The sequence below is a fragment of the Flavobacterium plurextorum genome, assembly GCF_024638035.1.
In the GTDB taxonomy this organism is placed as follows: domain Bacteria; phylum Bacteroidota; class Bacteroidia; order Flavobacteriales; family Flavobacteriaceae; genus Flavobacterium; species Flavobacterium plurextorum.
The window spans coordinates 4,744,142-4,761,506 of the sequence record NZ_CP100442.1 but is presented as its reverse complement, the minus strand read 5'-3'; the positions used below and the strand labels follow the sequence as shown (position 1 = coordinate 4,761,506).

Here is a 17,365-nt window from a genome sequence, read left to right as displayed (position 1 = left end):
GTTACAATTAGTAACAAAAAAACGCTGGTGTAAACTAGCGTTTTCGTTTTGTCGGATTCATATATTATTTTTTTAACGTATTTGATATTAAGCTTATTCTATAGTCATAGATCTTAATTTTGTTCTATAAGCCTCGAGTGCTATCGATTTTGAAATGAAGCCAAAGTATTTATCATTTCGCAAAACGGGTAAAAATGCTGATTTAGATTTCTCGAATTTGCTCATTACAATTTCCATACTGTCATAAGATGAAATTGTTGCCGGAGGTGTTTTCATTACATCTTTAATCAAAGTATATTTTACACGATAAGCATTAAATATAATTTCGCGAATATCATTAAAATGTACAATTCCTACGAGTTCTTTTTCATTGTTTACAACTGCAAAAACGACTTGATTTGAATGTGAAATTAGATCCACTAATTTGCTTAAATGGTCTTCAGGATGCACGGTTAAATAATCACATTGTATAATAGAATCAATGTCTAAAGTAGAAAGAATGTTAGAATCTTTATTGCTGGTAAAGGCATGTCCTTTTTTTGCTAAATTTTTTACGTCAAGCGAGTATTTTTCAAAACGTTTAGAAATGGCAAAACTAATAGAGGATACGATCATAAGCGGAATCATTAGTCCGTAACCTCCAGTTATTTCGGCAATCAAGAAAATTGCAGTTAATGGTGCATGAAATAAACCGCTCAAAATACCAGCCATTCCAACCATTGTAAAGTTGCTGATTGGTAAATGTGATAAACCGATTAAACTTATAAATTTTGAAAAGAAATATCCTAAATAAGAGCCTAAGAATAATGAAGGTGCAAAGTTTCCTCCATTACCGCCGCTTCCAATTGTAAGTCCAGAAGCGAATACTTTTACCATCATAGTGCAGCCTACAAACAAAAGAAAAACCCATTGATTGTTTCTAAAACTCTCAAACAAAGTGTTGTCTAACAGTTTTCCTGGATCGGTTTCTGATAAAGTTTTGATGCTTTCATAACCTTCACCAAACAGAGTTGGGAAAATAAAGATTAAAAGTGCTAAGATAGAAGAACCTATTAAGGCTTTTTTGTACGGTCCAATTTTTAGTTCGGCAAAATAATGTTCTATTTTTTGAAAATTTCGAGAATAATAAACAGCCATAAAACCTGTTAATAATCCCAAAATGATATAAAAAGGAATATTATGAAAGTCGAATGTTTCTTGTTTTTTAAAAGATAGTAAAATGCTTTCGTCTAATACAATTGCAGAAACTAAAGCTCCAGTAGCCGCCGAAATCATAATAGGAGTAAAGGCAGAAATACTTACATCTACTAATAAAACTTCAATAGCAAAAAGAACTCCGGCAATTGGTGCGTTAAATGCGGCTGCAATTCCCGCCGCAACACCACAGCCAATTAGTAAAGTTCGGTCTTTGTATGCTAACTTGTAATTTTGAGCATAATTAGAACCAAAAGCAGCACCAGTTACAACAATAGGGCTTTCTAAACCCGCAGAACCTCCTAAACCAACTGTTAACGAGCTGGTAATAATTTGGGCATACATTTGTTTTTTCGGAATAATACTCGCTTTTTTGGCAACCGCATATAAAATTTGTGATGTTCCTTTTTGGATTGTTCCATTTAGAACTTTGTTGATTACAAAAACGGTCAGCAAAATACCAATTATAGGCAGTATACTATTGATGAAACTAAGTTTTAAAGTTCCGTTGATGTATGTCGCAAACGAAAAGACACTATGGGCAAATGTTTTTAAAACAATTACCGCAAATGCACATGAAATACCTACCAAAACACTTGATAAAAAAATGAACTGCTTTGGTGTCATAACAGATTGCGACAAAGCAATTATACTTTCTAGTCTTCGAAAAAGTCTTTTTATCATTGTTTTTTTTAAAATTTCAGGTGAGGTGCAAATTTAGTTTTAAACATTCAAATTTGCATAATCTTTCTGCTTAAATCTTTTTCAGGCTAAAAACCAGCGGCTTTATCATCTCCTCTAAAATCTGCGCCTCCTTCAAGTTTTTTATTTGGTAAAACCAAAATAGCATCAACTTTGCCAATTACAGGAGTTGTTTTTTCATTAATCAGATAACCTTTAGCAGTTAAGTTTTCGAATGCTTTTGTGCTGAAAGTGTGAGGCTCAAAAGTAACAATATCTGGAAGCCATTGATGATGAAAACGTGGTGCATTTACAGCCTCTTGCATACCCAAACCAAACTCGTAAACATTCAGAATAGTTTGCAATACAGAAGTGATAATAGTAGAACCGCCAGGCGTTCCTACAACCATAAATAATTTTCCGTTTTTCTCAACAATGGTTGGAGTCATTGAACTCAGCATTCGTTTTTGCGGTGCAATACTATTGGCATCATTTCCAACTAATCCAAACATATTTGGTGATCCAGGTTTTGCACTAAAATCATCCATTTCATTATTTAAGAAAAAGCCTAATTCGTCGCAATAGTATTTTGATCCAAAGCCATCGTTTATAGTTGTGGTTGCAGCAACAGCATTCCCAAATTGATCTACAATAGAGTAGTGTGTCGTCTCGGTGCTTTCGCTGTACTTAATTTCTCCTTCTCTTATTTCTGATGATAAACTAGCTTTGTCAAAACTAAAAGTCGACATACGCTCTTTTAAATACGAATCAGCTAAAAGTTCCTTAACAGGTATTTTTACAAAATCAGGATCTCCTAAAAATTGACTTCTATCAGCATAAGCTCTTCTTTCGGCTTCTACAATTACCTGAATGGCCTTCTCAGAATTGTGTCCCATTTTTGACAAGTCATAAGGAGCAATCATTTTCATAATTTGTGCCAGACAAATTCCGCCGCTGCTTGGCGGTGACATTGAAGTAATTTTTAATTCTTTATAATTAAATTGCAATGGCTTTCTCCATTTCGCTTCATAACTTGCTAAATCTTTAAGTGTGATAATACCGCCGTTTTTCTGAATATAATCTACTAATATTTGGGCCGTTTTTCCTTTATAGAACTCGTCTTTTCCATTTTTTAAAATTCGTTTCAGCGTATTAGCAAGTGCAGGATATTTGATGGTATCCTTTTCTTTAAATTCTTTCGCCATAAGCGTATTTGGTCCATTTGCTTTTACAATGGCATCATGATAAGCTTCAAGCTGTTTTTGTTGTTTTTGAGTTACTACGACACCTTTTTCTGCTAAAGCAATTACTGGCTTTAAAATTTCAGATATAGGCAGAGAACCTAGTTTTTTATGTACAGCAAATACTCCGGCTATAGTTCCTGGTACACCGATTGCTAAAGCAGTTTCGGTACTTTTGCCTTTTACAACATTTCCATCTTTGTCTAGAAACATATCTTTTGTTGCAGCGAGAGGTGCTTTTTCGCGATAATCCAAGCTTCCAACTTCACCATTTGCTTTGCGGTAAACCATAAAACCTCCTCCGCCAATATTTCCAGCATACGGATATGCAACTGCCAGCGCAAGTTCAGTTGCGGCCATAGCATCAAAAGCGTTTCCTCCTTTTTTCATAATTGCTGCGCCAATTTTTGAAGCTTCTTCGCGAGCAGAAACTACCATAGCTTTTGAAACGACTAATCCCGTTTGTTTTGAAGTTTGCGCAAAACTGCAAATAGAAATGAAATAGAGTATAAAGGTGATTTTTTTCATGATTTAATAAGAGTTTTATAAGATCAATTTGATTTTATAATGAAAGTAATTTTTGTTTTGCCTGCTGCTGAATCTCTTCAAAAAAACTAGTGAATTCCTGTTCAAATTCGGTATAAAATTCTACTAATTCTTCACTTGCAAACTGCATTTTAGACACATTTTTTGATCTTCGATCCATTTGAGTTAAAATCTGATGAATGCCGTCAACGGTTTTATAGCTTAAAAGCCAATTTCGCTCAATCATATAAGGCATTAAACCCTGTGTTTTTTCAGTTAGAATGTCATAGTTGGTATGAAGTGAGTTGTAAAATCTATTGGTGAAATCTTCCAGTTTTTCATCTGAATAATTGTTCCAATTTTTAGCTAAAAAATGATCGTATACAATATCAACAATTACTCCCGAATAATGATGGTACTTTTCATGCAGTCTTTTAGTACTTTGCCTGAATGTATCATGAGAATCTGTATAAGTATCGATAAATCTATGCAGAAGAATTCCTTTTTGTACATCTTCAGGAAAATGCTCAAACTGTTTCCCACGAATGCCATCGGCCATAAAATTGCCAATTTTGATTAAATCATTTTCGCCAGAAAGATATATGTGGGCTAGGAAGTTCATTTTTTGTGAGGTGCTAAGGTTCTAAGGCGCTAAGTTCGCTCTTGTAAAAGTATAAAAACTTTTTTAAATGATTTTGTTATAAAATTGTCCGACATTTTATGATAAGGTTATATCACTTTAGAAACCTTGGCTTCTTAAGAGCCTGCGACATTAACTGCGCTTATTAATTTGAGATGTTATTTTACTAAAATTTTATAGTATTTAAAAAATCTTAGCATATTGGCAACTTAGAACCTTAGTAACTTTTCTATATTTGTAATAAAATAACCATAACGCAGAAAAATGACTTTAATAAAATCGATTTCAGGAATACGAGGAACAATTGGAGGAAAAGTAGGAGATAACCTGACTCCTGTTGATGCAGTAAAATTTGCATCGGCTTACGGTACTTTTCTAAAAAACAATACTTCAAAAGAAAAATTAACTGTTGTAATTGGTCGCGATGCCAGAATTTCTGGACCAATGATTCATAATCTTGTTGTAAATACTTTAATAGGTTTAGGAATTAATGTGATCGATCTTGGTCTTTCGACTACACCAACTGTTGAAGTAGCTGTTCCGCTTGAAAAGGCAGACGGCGGAATTATTTTAACGGCTTCTCATAATCCAAAACAATGGAATGCTTTAAAATTATTGAATGAAAAAGGTGAGTTTTTAAGCGGAGCAGAAGGAGCAAAAATTCTTGAAATTGCTGAAGCTGAAGCTTTCGATTTTTCGGATGTTGATAATTTAGGCGAGATTACACCAAATGATGCTTACATGGATATTCATATCGACGAGGTTTTAAATTTGCCTTTGGTTGATGTTGAAGCTGTAAAAGCGGCAAAATTTAAAGTAGTTGTCGATGGAGTAAATTCATCTGGAGGAATTATTATTCCAAAACTATTAGAATTAATGGGAGTGGAAGTAGTAAAATTATACTGTGAACCAAACGGACATTTTCCTCATAATCCGGAGCCTTTAAAAGAACATTTGACTGATATTTCAGAATTAGTGGTGAAAGAAAAAGCGCATTTAGGTGTTGTAGTTGATCCAGATGTTGATCGTTTGGCTTTTATCAGTGAAGATGGTGAAATGTTTGGTGAAGAATATACTTTGGTCGCTTGTGCTGATTATGTTTTGAGTAAAACTCCTGGAAATACAGTTTCGAATATGTCATCGTCTCGTGCTTTACGCGATGTGACAAAAGCACATAATGGAAACTATGAAGCAAGTGCTGTAGGTGAAGTGAATGTGGTTGAATTAATGAAAAAAAATAACGCAATTATTGGCGGTGAAGGTAATGGCGGAATTATTTATCCTGAATTGCATTACGGAAGAGATAGTTTGGTTGGAGTTGCTTTGTTTTTAACTCATTTGGCAAACAAAAAAATATCTGTTTCGGCATTGAGAGCTTCTTATCCGGAGTATTATATGAGTAAAAATAAAATTGAATTGACACCGCAGATTGATGTTGATGCGATTTTGACTGCTATGACTGAGAAATATAAAAATGAAGATATTTCTACAATCGACGGTGTAAAGATTGATTTTGCAACGGAATGGGTACATTTAAGAAAATCGAATACAGAACCAATTATCCGAATTTATACTGAAGCGCCTTCACAAAAAGAAGCTGATGTTTTAGCTCTTCGAATTATTGATGAAATAAAAGAAATCGCTGGAATTTAATTTCGGAGTATAAAAAAAACACCTCTTTCATTTATTTAGAAAGAGGTGTTTTTTTATGCTTTAATTTGAGATGTATTTAGAATTATTTCTCAATTCTGTGTTTCCATCTTTTATGCGTCCATAAATAATATTCAGGAGCTTCATATATTTGTTTTTCAACTTCTTTCAAATACTTTTCAGTTATTTCAAAATTTTCATAGTCGTTTGGATTATCAGCAAGTGATACAAAAGTAGCTTCATAATAGCCTCTGGCTATTTTATTTACCTTTACAAAAATTACGCTTAAATCATATTTTTTGGCCAGCATTTCGGCGCCGGTATGTACAGGAACTTCAATTCCCATAAATTTCATGGAATGAAAAATACGATCCAATTTTGGCGATTGATCACTTGCTAAACCGTACATGCTTAAAATTCCGTCACGCTGATTTTGTGCCATCGTTGGAATTGCCTTTTTTGTTTCAACTAATTCTGTATCGTATTTAGAACGTATTTTTCGCACCAATTTATCAAAATAAGGATTGGCAACTTTTTTATAAACGGCAACTCCCTGAAAAGCAATTTTACGATTAATAGTTAAAAGCCATTCGTAGCTGGCATAATGCGAAGCTACCAAAATAACACTTTTCCCTCTTTCAGCATATTCATGAACGAGATCAAGATTAGTTACCGTAAATCTTTTTTCCATTTCATCAGCAGAAATACTCATTGTTTTAATCATCTCGAGAAACATATCACACATATGCTGATAGAATTTTTTCTCGATTTTTTTTCGTTCTTCATCGCTCAAATGCGGTAAAGTAAGTGCTAAATTTGCTTTAACCACTTTTCGTCTGTAACCTACAACATAGTATATCAAAAAGAAGATACAATCTGATAGTAAATAAAATAGTCGAAAAGGAAGTATAGAGATAAGCCAAAGTAAAGGATAGGCCAGTATATAAACGATAAATTGCATGTAATATTTTTTTACAAATATAATTTAAAAATGAATAACCATCGATATTTTGGTTTGTGACGGAGTTATCTCTGAGAATGACTATATTTACATTTCATATTAAATATTGTTTATGAATACCATTTTGATTGGAATTATTGTAGCGAATGTACTAATTAGCTATAAAGGATTTAATGACCTTTCTTTTTTTAGAAAATACGAATTTCATGTAGGAAGTATTAGAGCTGGAGAACAGATACGAATGCTGTCATCTGGTTTTTTGCATGTCGATATGATGCATTTAATTTTTAATATGCTTACACTTTGGTTTTTTGCGCCGGTTGTTTTGCAATGGCTTGGAACCTTTTCTTTTGTTTTAGTTTATTTTGGAAGTTTGATTTTTGGCAGTCTGCTTACGATGCTGTTTCATAAAAACGATTATAATTATCGCGCAGTAGGAGCTTCGGGTGCGGTTACTGGAGTTTTATATTCAGCTATTTTATTGCAGCCAGATATGATGCTGGGAATATTTTTTGTTATTCCAATGCCGGCGTATCTTTTTGGAATTCTATATTTATTGTATTCGATTTATGGAATGCGTGCCAAAAATGACAATATTGGACATACGGCGCATTTTGGCGGTGCCATAGGCGGTTATGTAATTACATTGATAAAAGAACCTTCATTAATTGTAGATCATAGTTTAATGGTTATTTTGTTGGCAATTCCTATTTTGATACTTTTTGGTATGGCAAAAATGGGCAAGCTGTAAGGACTGGCACAACTTTTGAAAGATCAATTTCAAATAACTTAAATATAACAAAAATGAAGAAAGCAGTATTATTTTTAACAATCATGTTTATGACTATGTCTTACGCTCAAGAAACAAAGCAAATTCCTCAAATCAATGTAAACGGTGAAGGAAAAGTAAAAGTAGCCCCTGATCAGGTTTGTATTTCAGCTACTGTTGAAACAAAAGGGAATAATGCTAAAGATGTTAAAAAGCAAAATGACGAAAAAATGGATGCTGTTTTAAAATTCATCAAAAAAATGAATGTGCCAACAGCTGATTTCAAAACAAAACAAGTGGCGCTAAATCCGCAATACGACTACGAGAAAAAGAAAACTAGTTATAATGCAACACAAACTGTTGAAATTGTATTGAAAGATTTATCAAAATATGATGAATTAATGGAAGGTTTGGTACAGCAGGGAATTAATCGTTTAGACAAAGTTTCTTTTGAAACTTCTAAATTAGTACAACTTCAATCAGAAGCTCGTAAACTTGCGATGAAAGATGCTAAAGCAAAAGCAGAAGATTATGTTTCTGTTTTAGGACAAAAAGTGGGTAAAGCTTATACAATTTCTGATAACTCTCAGGTGTATTACCCAAGACCAATGTATGCAGCAATGAAATCAGCAGAAGCAATGGATTCTGCAGGTGCTTCAAATGAAACTTTAGCAATTGGAGAAATCGAAGTTACAGCAAATGTCAGCGTGAGTTTTGTTTTAGACTAAGACTTATAAAAGATCAATATAAAATCCAAATTCCAATGTAAAATTGGGATTTGGATTTTTTTTTTGCCTGATTTTTTTGATCTTGATTTTAGATTCCTTCTAATAAGTTTTATCTTATTCTTGTTTGCTAAGTCATAACTCCTAATTAAAATTTTAGAAATACTGAACCTCCAAAATGATCATTTTGGAGGTTTTTTTGTTTTAATACGTTTTATTATTTTGATAATTCCTTTAAAACCTACTGCTATTTCTAATTTTAGACTGTTGGTTTAAAAAAAATCTTACACTCAATAAGAAAATATGAAACGCCTTAAATTGCTTGTGTTTAGTGAGTTAAATATTCTTGTTCAATAGAGTTAACATTTCTTTTGTAAAAAAAGCAATTAAAATTTTGGGTTTACTATTTTAAAATATACTTTTGTTCTATCAAATTAGTAGAGTTTAAAAATGCAAGAGGCACCCAAAGATTAAAGATTATCAAATATATTTCATTTTTGAATATGCAGAGAACCAATAAACAGTTTCTGTTTTAAGGTTATCACGATTAACAATTCTTCAATCTCAAATTCATACCAATTTTTTAATCAAGATACAGCCTTAGTTTTAGGGCCGAGTTCTTGTGAAATCAGTTCAAATAATAGTAATCCAAAATAAAAAAAATGAAAAAGCGAATGTGCAGCAAATAAAAAACCATTTCTGTTGCAGCTGAAATGGCGAAGCTTAAAGAAATTGTTCATCTCTTAAAAGGAAAGCGATAATGGAGTAAATCCGTTTTCGGCTCACCTTATTTATTAAACTAAAACAAAGTAATGAAAAAAATATTAAATAGATATACATGGTTGTGTATTTTGTTGATTTCCATAGGGATTAATGCACAAGAGACAAAACCTCTAATCCAATCTAAACTTGAAGGAACAGTAATCGATGCCATTACAAAAGAGCCGGTTATTGGCGCTTCAATAAACATTAAAGGCACTACGCATGGCGTTGTAACAGATTTAGATGGAAAATTCTTCTTCCAAACAGGACAAAAGTTTCCTTATACTTTAGTAGTTAGCTATTTGGGGTATAAAAAAAGGGAAGTTGTAGTTAATCAAAATTCAGTTATTATTGATCTTACCGAAGAGCAAAATGTGCTGTCAGAAGTTGTAGTTACGGCTCTAGGAATTACAAAAGAAAAGAAATCTTTAGGATATACTACGCAGTCACTTAAGAACAAGGATATAGCAGATACAAAAGAAACGAACTTTTTAAATAGTCTTGCTGGAAAATTGGCAGGTGTTCGTATTACAAATTCACAAGGAGATATGGGATCTTCACGTATTATTATTCGTGGAGAAACTTCTATCGCAGGAAATAATCAGCCGTTATTTGTTGTAGATGGTGTTCCTGTAGATAACTCGCAGTTGAACTCTGGAGGAGCAACTCGTGATTTTAAAAATGCAATTTCAGATTTAAACCCTCAGGATATTGAAACATTGACGGTATTGAAAGGACCTAACGCGGCAGCGCTTTATGGATCTCGTGCAGCACATGGTGTTGTTCTTATTACTACAAAATCTGGAAAAAGTCAAAAAGGACTTGGGATAAGTGTTAGCTCGGGTATAACAATTTCACAAGTTGCTACTTTACCTAGTTTTCAAAATTCATTCGGACAAGGTTCAAACGGAAAATTTAGTTATGTAGATGGTAAAGGAGGCGGAATTAACGATGGTGTTGATGAAAGCTGGGGACCTAAGTTAGACGGACGTCTTATTCCTCAATTTTACTCTAATGGTCAGGCAGTTCCTTTTGTCGCTAATCCGGATAATGTGAGAGACTTTTTTAATACAGGGCTTACTTTTGATAATAGTATTTCTGTTGCCAGATCAGATGATAAATCGGATTTCCGTTTAGGAATAAACAATCAAAAACAAAATGGTACGGTACCAAATAGTGAAGTAAATAAAACGAACTTTACGATTAACACTAATTATCAAATATCTAAAAATGTAAAAGTAGGAGTAACAGGAAATTATATTGTTACAGATGCTCCTGCTTTACCAGGTGGTCCAATGGGAGCACGTGCTGCTGGTGTAATGCTGCAGTTTCTTTGGTTCGGTCGTCAGGTTGATATTAATCAGCTTAGAAATAATAGAGACGTAAATTGGAATAACAGTTACTACAGTAATCCATACTGGAATGCTTATTACAATACAACTAGTCAACAGCGTAATCGTTTAATAGGAGATATCCATTTGGATGCAAAACTTGCAGACGGACTTAATTTTAAATTCCGCACAGGAGTTGATTATTATAACGATCGCAGAAAATACCAAATTAAATATGGTACAAATGGAACTCCTTTTGGATCATATGCCGAAGATGCTTACACAGTAAGCGAAAGCAATACGGAAGGTATTTTTACATATACTAAAAAACTTAGCGATGATTTTAGTTTGGATGCTCTTGCCGGATTCAATATTCGTAATCACAGTGATGCAAACAATTATCAAAAAGCACCACGTTTAGCGGTTCCTGATTTATATACATTAAACAATTCAAGAGACCCATTAACGTCATACAATACATTATCAAAATTAAGAGTATATAGTGCATATGCTTCGGCACAATTTGGATATAAAAATTATGCTTTTGTAAATGTTACGGCTCGTAATGATTGGTCATCAACATTACCGAGCAGCAACCGTTCGTATTTTTATCCGTCTATCAATGGTAGTTTAGTGTTGTCTGAAGCTTTGAATTTGAAAAGCAATACGCTTGATTTCTTAAAACTACGCGGCGGCTGGTCTGAAGTTGGTAATGATGCAGATCCGTATCAATTGTCTACAGTTTATAATTTCCAAACTGCATTCGACGGAAATCCTATTCAGACATCTTCACAGAAAAAACTGAATGAGAATTTGAAACCAGAAACAACTCGTTCAACTGAAGTTGGTGTAGAAGCTTCGTTCTGGAAAAACAGATTGCATTTTGATGCAGCTTACTATAATACAAATAGTTTTGACCAAATTTTAGAAATAAAAACTACAGCTTCAAGCGGTTATAATTCGCAATTAATCAATGCAGGAAAAATAAACAATCGTGGTATAGAAATTCAATTGGACGGAACTACTATTCAAACGCAAGATTTTAAATGGAATGTTGGTGTGAATTATTCTAAGAATATCAGCAAAGTTGAAATTCTTGATTATGATAAACAAATTCAAAATTATACCATTGGAAGTTCTGGAGGTGTTGATGTATTAGCATCTGTTGGGCAGGCTTATGGAGCACTTTACGGTACAGCATATCAGCGTGATGCAAGTGGAAATATTGTAGTAGGAGCAAACGGATTACCAAAAGCTGATCCGCAAAAGAAAGTACTAGGACATTATACTCCAGATTATCTTGCGGGTGTGACAAACACATTGACTTACAAGAATATCGAACTTTCATTTCTTGTTGATGCGAGTGTAGGAGGAGAGCTTTTTTCAGGAACTAATAGAACGGGTAATTATACAGGTGTATTAGCACAAACTCTTCCGGGTCGTGATGCTGCAAATGGCGGATTAAGTTACTATTATCCAGGTAATAACACTGCAAATCCGAAAACATTAGTAGCTGGCGGAACTGCTCCAAGCGGAGTAACGGTATATGATGATGGAATGATCTTTAAGGGAGTGTATGCTGATGGAACTGCAAACAATCAAGTGATTAGTGCACAGGAATACTATAAAGCATCATACAATATTAGTGAAGCCTATGTCTACAGCTCAACTTTTGTAAAATTAAGAGAAGTAAAACTAGCTTACAATTTAAATAAATCATTCGTTAAGAAGCTGGGATTAGAAGCTGCAAGTATAACTGCTGTAGGTCGTAATCTATTCTTTATCTATAAAGATGCGCCAAATATTGATCCTGAAACAGCTTTCAATACTGGAAATGCTCAAGGGTTGGAGAGTTTAGCTTTACCAACAACAAGAAGTTACAGTCTTAATGTTAATCTTAAATTTTAAAAACACGAAATCATGCTTAAAAAACTATCATATATAACGCTATTTGCATTGACGTTCGTGTCTTGCAGCGATACTTTGGATGATATTAATAAAAATCCAAATGCGACCGAAACTCCTTTAGCACCTTATTTGTTAACTGGAACATTAAAACAAGGAGCTGATTTGTATTGGGGAGATAATACAAACTTTAATTCGTCTTTGTTATTTGTGCAGCATTGGGCTAAAATTCAATATACTGAGCCAGACAGATACGATGTGTCTAATACTTCTTTTACTTCTTTATGGAATACGGGTTATGCCACTTTGATTACAGATTTGAATACGATTTTGAAGTTTTCTGATCAACAGGCAAATTCCAATTATAAAGGGATTGCATTAACCCTGCGTTCATGGACATTTTTATTATTGACAGATGCTTATGGAAGTATTCCTTACAAAGAAGCGGGTTTAAAAGTAACGCCTGCTTATAACACACAAAAAGAAGTGTATACAGGATTGCTTGAAGATTTAAAACAAGCTCAGTCATTTTTAAGTACAACAAACGGTACTGTGACAGGCGATTTGGCTTACAAAGGAGATATAACAAAATGGAAAAAACTGGTAAATTCGCTTCGTTTGCGTATCGCATTGAGAATTTCAGATAAAGAACCAGCTTTGGCTAAACAGGCTGCGATTGATGCAACTACAGATGCTGCGGGAGTATTGAGCAGCAATAACGATACTTTTAAATTTACCTATACGAGTTCGCCTCAGCAGAATCCTGCTTCAGCTTGGTTTGAAACGCGTGATGATTTTCGTGTTTCGAAAACATTGGTTGATAAATTAACAGAGTTATCTGATCCGCGTTTACCTGTTTATGCACAATTGCCAACAGATAAAAGTGTAGTTAAATATGTGGGAGCAGGTAATGGATTAACGAATAGTGATGCCAATTCTCAAGGTTTTGCGAAGACATCAAAGCCGGGAACTTATTTCCTGACTTCATCATCGCCAGCCGTAATTGTTTCTTATTCAGAAGTATTATTTAATCTTGCAGAAGCAGCAGCACGCGGTTATATTTCGGGAGACGCGGAGCAGCTTTATAAAAATGCAATTACAGCGTCGTTCAATCAATTTGGAATTACAGATGCGACTGCTATTTCTAATTATCTTAATCAGGCGTCTGTAAAGTATGATGCTTCGAATTATGCTAAATCGATTGGCACGCAAAAATGGATTGCATTTTACGGACAAGGTCTTGATGCTTTTACAGAATGGAGAAGACTAGATTATCCTGTGTTGAAAGCAGGACCATCTACAGTTTTGGATGGACAAATTCCGTCTCGTTTCTTCTATCCAGGAACAGAGCAGTCTTTGAACGGATCTAATTATCAAACAGCAGTTTCTGCTCAAGGAAAAGATTTGCTTACAACAAAATTATGGTTTGATGCAAAATAAACGAGACTGTAAAAAGAGTGTTCACATTTTAGTGTAATGATAAAATAATTATCACATAGAGACATAGATATTAGATTAAAAAGTAAAACGTCTATTTTTTGGTTGTAAAAGCTATGTTTTTTTGTGTTGAGAATAATTGTAATTCAATAGGATATTACTTTCTGTTGAAATAAAAAAATCAAATAGATCACTATCCTGATCCAATGTGATCAGTTTGTAAAAGTCCTAATGAGAATTAGGACTTTTTTTTGGCTTTAAGATCTACGAATAGGATATGTTTTAAATATTTTATAGTCTTGTATATCATGATTTTGACGCCATATTCAAAGGGCTTAATTTGAATTTTATCTATTTCTAAGCTTTTATTATTACAAGACAGTTTTCTTTTTTCTTATCAAAAAGATTCCTTTTATCTGCTATATTTCTTATTTTTAGTATTTTAAATCGGTAAAATAAATAAGAACATGATTATAAATGTAAAGCGTTTACTGTCTTATTCGTTGTTGTTTTTGATAGTATTGTTAAAACCAAATACTGGAACAGCTCAGTTATTAGGAACGAGTAAAGCAGCAACTGAAGAACCAGCGAAAATTCCAGAAGATTCACTTGGAAGAAGGACGCCGCAAGGAACCGTTAACGGATTTATTAAGGCTCTTGGCGACCAAAATTATTTACGTGCCAGTCAATATCTGGTGCTAAGTAAACGTTCCTATCGCAAAACTGCCGAAAGAATACGTATAGCAAAAACTTTCCAGCAGTTGTTAGATCAGGGAGGAACTTTCTCGCCATCTTCAATCATCAGCAGTAAAGAAATTGGACGTATAGACGATGATTTGGCAACTGGTGTTGATCTCGTGGGAAGTATATCTACAGACAGAACAGCAATACAGCTTTATTTAGAAAACCAATCCGATGACAGTCAGCCGTCATTATGGCTTTTTTCTGCAGAAACGGTTGAAGCAATTGCTTCAGCAGATATTTCTGGAGAAAAAACTTTTTTAGACAGGGTATTACCTGATGTTTTAAAAGAGCGAAAACTAGGAAATGTTCCCGTTGGTCATTGGGCGGTTGTGGTAATCATGACTTTAGTATGTTATTTGCTTGCCAGACTGCTGGTTTTTGTAATTGGTTTTCTAGTGCAAAAATTTTGGAAAAAAGCTGCAAGCGAGAAGGGCGACGCCGTTATAGAAGCTTTTTCACTGCCAATTCATATGTATCTTACGGTGATTTTATTTGTCGCATTTACACAGCGCATGGGAATTTCTATAGTAGTTCGTCAGCGCTTTAGTATTATTATATTGACAATTGGAATTCTAGCTTTCTTGATTCTGCTTTGGAGAATGACTGACTTTGTGAGTATGTATACACGCAGCAGAATGAATAGAAGCGGTCGTATTTCTGCCGTTTCTGCTGTTTTGTTTTTAAGTCGTACCACAAAAGTAGCCATCGTTATAATTGGTATTATTGCAATACTTGGTATTATTGGGGTAGATGTTACCGCTGGACTTGCAGCATTAGGAATTGGAGGTATCGCGTTGGCATTAGGAGCGCAAAAAACAATAGAAAATTTTGTAGGCAGTGTCAGCCTTATTGCAGATCAGCCGTTGAGAGTTGGAGATTATTGCCGAGTTGATGATATTAAAGGCACTGTAGAATCGATCGGAATGCGTTCGACTACGCTTCGTACTTCTGCACGTACAATTGTAACGATTCCAAACGGGCAGTTATCAGCGAGTAAAATAGAAAATTATGCTCATCGTGATCGTTTTATCTTCAATCCGATATTTACTTTTAGAATGGAAACAACGCCTGATCAAATGCGTTATTTATTGGTAGAACTTAGATCTTTATTGTACGCTCATCCTGCGGTGCTAAATTCTCCGCCTATCGTACGCTTTACAGGTATTACTGCTGATGCTTTGAAAGTTGAGATTACCGCATACATAGAAGCCGTAACTTTTGAAATATCGCAGGAAGTGCAGGAAGATATATTATTACGAATGTTGGATATAATAGAACAAAGCGGAACATCTTTGGCTTATCCATCTCAAACACTTTATATGGCTCGCGATACACCGATGTCAAGCGACAAGGCAGCAGCAATTTCGGAAACCGTTAAAAAATGGAAAGAGAATAATGAATTACAGCTGCCTAAATTTGATCCTAAACGTGTCGAAGAAATAAAAGACAGTCTCAAATATCCAGACGATGGCAGTTTTAGTCCAAAAGAAGAATAAAAATACTATTATAATAATCTTAAATAAAATAAAACGTAAGATTATTGGTCTAATTGATTAAATTGATTGATTATCAGTATGTAGTAGTTTAATTGTTAAAGAAAAAGAGGGATTAATTGGTGATAAAAAAAAGTTAAAAGCATTCTATATTTTAAAATGGCACAATTCATGCCTGCAGAAAAAACATGAATAATCAGAATGCATAATCAGTATTCTAAAAATTAAAACAATGAAAAGATTAAAAAGTATGTATGTTTTTGTGGTAGTGTTATTATCAACATTTACATATGGTCAGGAAAGTTTAAAAATGTTTGTGAAAGAAAATAAAGTGCCATGTCAAGGTGTTAGTCCTATGGAATGTCTTCAGGTAAGGTATGACAATGATAAAGAATGGCAGCTTTTTTATAATCATATTGAAGGTTTTAATTTTGAAAAAGGAAATCGATATGAGTTATTGGTAAAAAGAACAAAAAGGCAAGAACCTATTCCTGCTGATGCTTCTTCATACCTTTATAAATTAGAAAAGATTATTTCGAAAACTCCTGTAAACAAGGAAAAAGGAATTTATGATACCAAAATGATTTTAACGCAATTGAATGGTAAAAAGATAAACAACGGAAAAGCATTTATTACGATCAATAATGAAACTGGTACAATCAGCGGTAAAAATGGATGTAATAACTTCAATGTAAAGTTTACAAAGCTTTCTTCAAAAAATCAGATCAAAACAGCTGCTCCTTTTGGAACTTTAATGGCTTGTGATCCTGAAAGCATGAAATTGGAACAAGATTTTAGTGCGGCGATAACAAATAAAAAGTTCAAAATTGTAAAGAAAAACAATAAAGTACAGTTCAAAAATTCAAAGAATAAGATTGTTATGGAATTTTCTATTCCAACTCAAAATGAACTTTGGAGTTTTATTGGTAAAAACAATTGGAAACTAATCGCACTTGAAAATGTTGGACAGGATTACGGTAAAGCTTCTATTAAATTTAATCCAGCGGAAAAGAAAGTAAGCGGAAATACAGGCTGTAACAATTTCGCTGGAACTTATGAAAGTAATGACGATCGTATTTCTTTTAATAATGTTGCCGTTACAGCAATGGCTTGTATTGGAGAAGAAGGTAACAAAACAGAACAAAAAATATTGTCTTACCTAAACAGTAAAGACCTGCGTTTTGATGTAGCAGATCAAACTTTGAACTTTTATCTTAATGATAGATTAGTTATGATGTTTGGAATTACAAAATAAACTAATGCAGTAAAATCATCTTAAAATAGATTAAAGATTTACAAAGAATAAT

General features: G+C 33.7%; 11 protein-coding genes. 7 read left to right on the top strand and 4 right to left on the bottom strand.

Annotated features, from left to right (window positions below):
- Positions 1-93 precede the first annotated feature (93 nt).
- The 3 genes from NLG42_RS20670 to NLG42_RS20660 all read right to left on the bottom strand — a co-directional run bounded on the left by NLG42_RS20670 (position 94) and on the right by NLG42_RS20660 (position 4,263).
- Positions 94-1,878, bottom strand: coding sequence for a chloride channel protein (locus NLG42_RS20670; protein ID WP_089056126.1), 1,785 nt, complete (start codon positions 1,876-1,878; stop codon positions 94-96).
- A gap of 86 nt (positions 1,879-1,964) precedes the next feature.
- On the bottom strand, positions 1,965-3,644 hold the full coding sequence (ggt, locus tag NLG42_RS20665; protein ID WP_257682202.1) for a gamma-glutamyltransferase: 1,680 nt from the start codon (positions 3,642-3,644) through the stop codon (positions 1,965-1,967).
- A gap of 34 nt (positions 3,645-3,678) precedes the next feature.
- The gene (locus NLG42_RS20660) at positions 3,679-4,263 is read right to left on the bottom strand and encodes an acyl carrier protein phosphodiesterase (RefSeq protein ID WP_257682201.1); all 585 of its coding nucleotides are present in this window, start codon (positions 4,261-4,263) and stop codon (positions 3,679-3,681) included.
- A gap of 282 nt (positions 4,264-4,545) precedes the next feature.
- Between NLG42_RS20660 and glmM the strand changes: the two genes are divergently transcribed.
- Positions 4,546-5,934, top strand: coding sequence for a phosphoglucosamine mutase (glmM, locus tag NLG42_RS20655; protein ID WP_089056123.1), 1,389 nt, complete (start codon positions 4,546-4,548; stop codon positions 5,932-5,934).
- 82 nt (positions 5,935-6,016) lie between these two features.
- On the opposite strand, the gene NLG42_RS20650 is transcribed toward glmM, so the two are convergent.
- On the bottom strand, positions 6,017-6,892 hold the full coding sequence (locus NLG42_RS20650) for a lysophospholipid acyltransferase family protein (RefSeq protein ID WP_089056122.1): 876 nt from the start codon (positions 6,890-6,892) through the stop codon (positions 6,017-6,019).
- Positions 6,893-7,004: 112 nt separating this feature from the next.
- On the opposite strand from NLG42_RS20650, the gene NLG42_RS20645 reads away from it, so the two are divergent.
- The 6 genes from NLG42_RS20645 to NLG42_RS20620 all read left to right on the top strand — a co-directional run bounded on the left by NLG42_RS20645 (position 7,005) and on the right by NLG42_RS20620 (position 17,313).
- On the top strand, positions 7,005-7,643 hold the full coding sequence (locus NLG42_RS20645; RefSeq protein ID WP_089054401.1) for a rhomboid family intramembrane serine protease: 639 nt from the start codon (positions 7,005-7,007) through the stop codon (positions 7,641-7,643).
- A gap of 53 nt (positions 7,644-7,696) precedes the next feature.
- Positions 7,697-8,389, top strand: coding sequence for an SIMPL domain-containing protein (locus NLG42_RS20640; RefSeq protein WP_257682200.1), 693 nt, complete (start codon positions 7,697-7,699; stop codon positions 8,387-8,389).
- Between the two features lie 809 nt (positions 8,390-9,198).
- A complete protein-coding gene (locus NLG42_RS20635) occupies positions 9,199-12,387 on the top strand; it encodes a SusC/RagA family TonB-linked outer membrane protein (protein WP_257682199.1) in 3,189 nt (1,062 codons plus the stop codon).
- A 12-nt stretch (positions 12,388-12,399) separates the two neighbouring features.
- A complete protein-coding gene (locus NLG42_RS20630; RefSeq protein WP_257682198.1) occupies positions 12,400-13,824 on the top strand; it encodes a SusD/RagB family nutrient-binding outer membrane lipoprotein in 1,425 nt (474 codons plus the stop codon).
- Positions 13,825-14,288: 464 nt separating this feature from the next.
- Positions 14,289-16,061 carry a mechanosensitive ion channel family protein gene (locus NLG42_RS20625; RefSeq protein WP_257682197.1) on the top strand — a complete coding sequence of 591 codons (1,773 nt, stop codon included), beginning with the start codon at positions 14,289-14,291 and terminating at the stop codon, positions 16,059-16,061.
- Positions 16,062-16,290: 229 nt separating this feature from the next.
- Positions 16,291-17,313 carry an META domain-containing protein gene (locus NLG42_RS20620; RefSeq protein WP_257682196.1) on the top strand — a complete coding sequence of 341 codons (1,023 nt, stop codon included), beginning with the start codon at positions 16,291-16,293 and terminating at the stop codon, positions 17,311-17,313.
- Positions 17,314-17,365 lie beyond the last annotated feature (52 nt).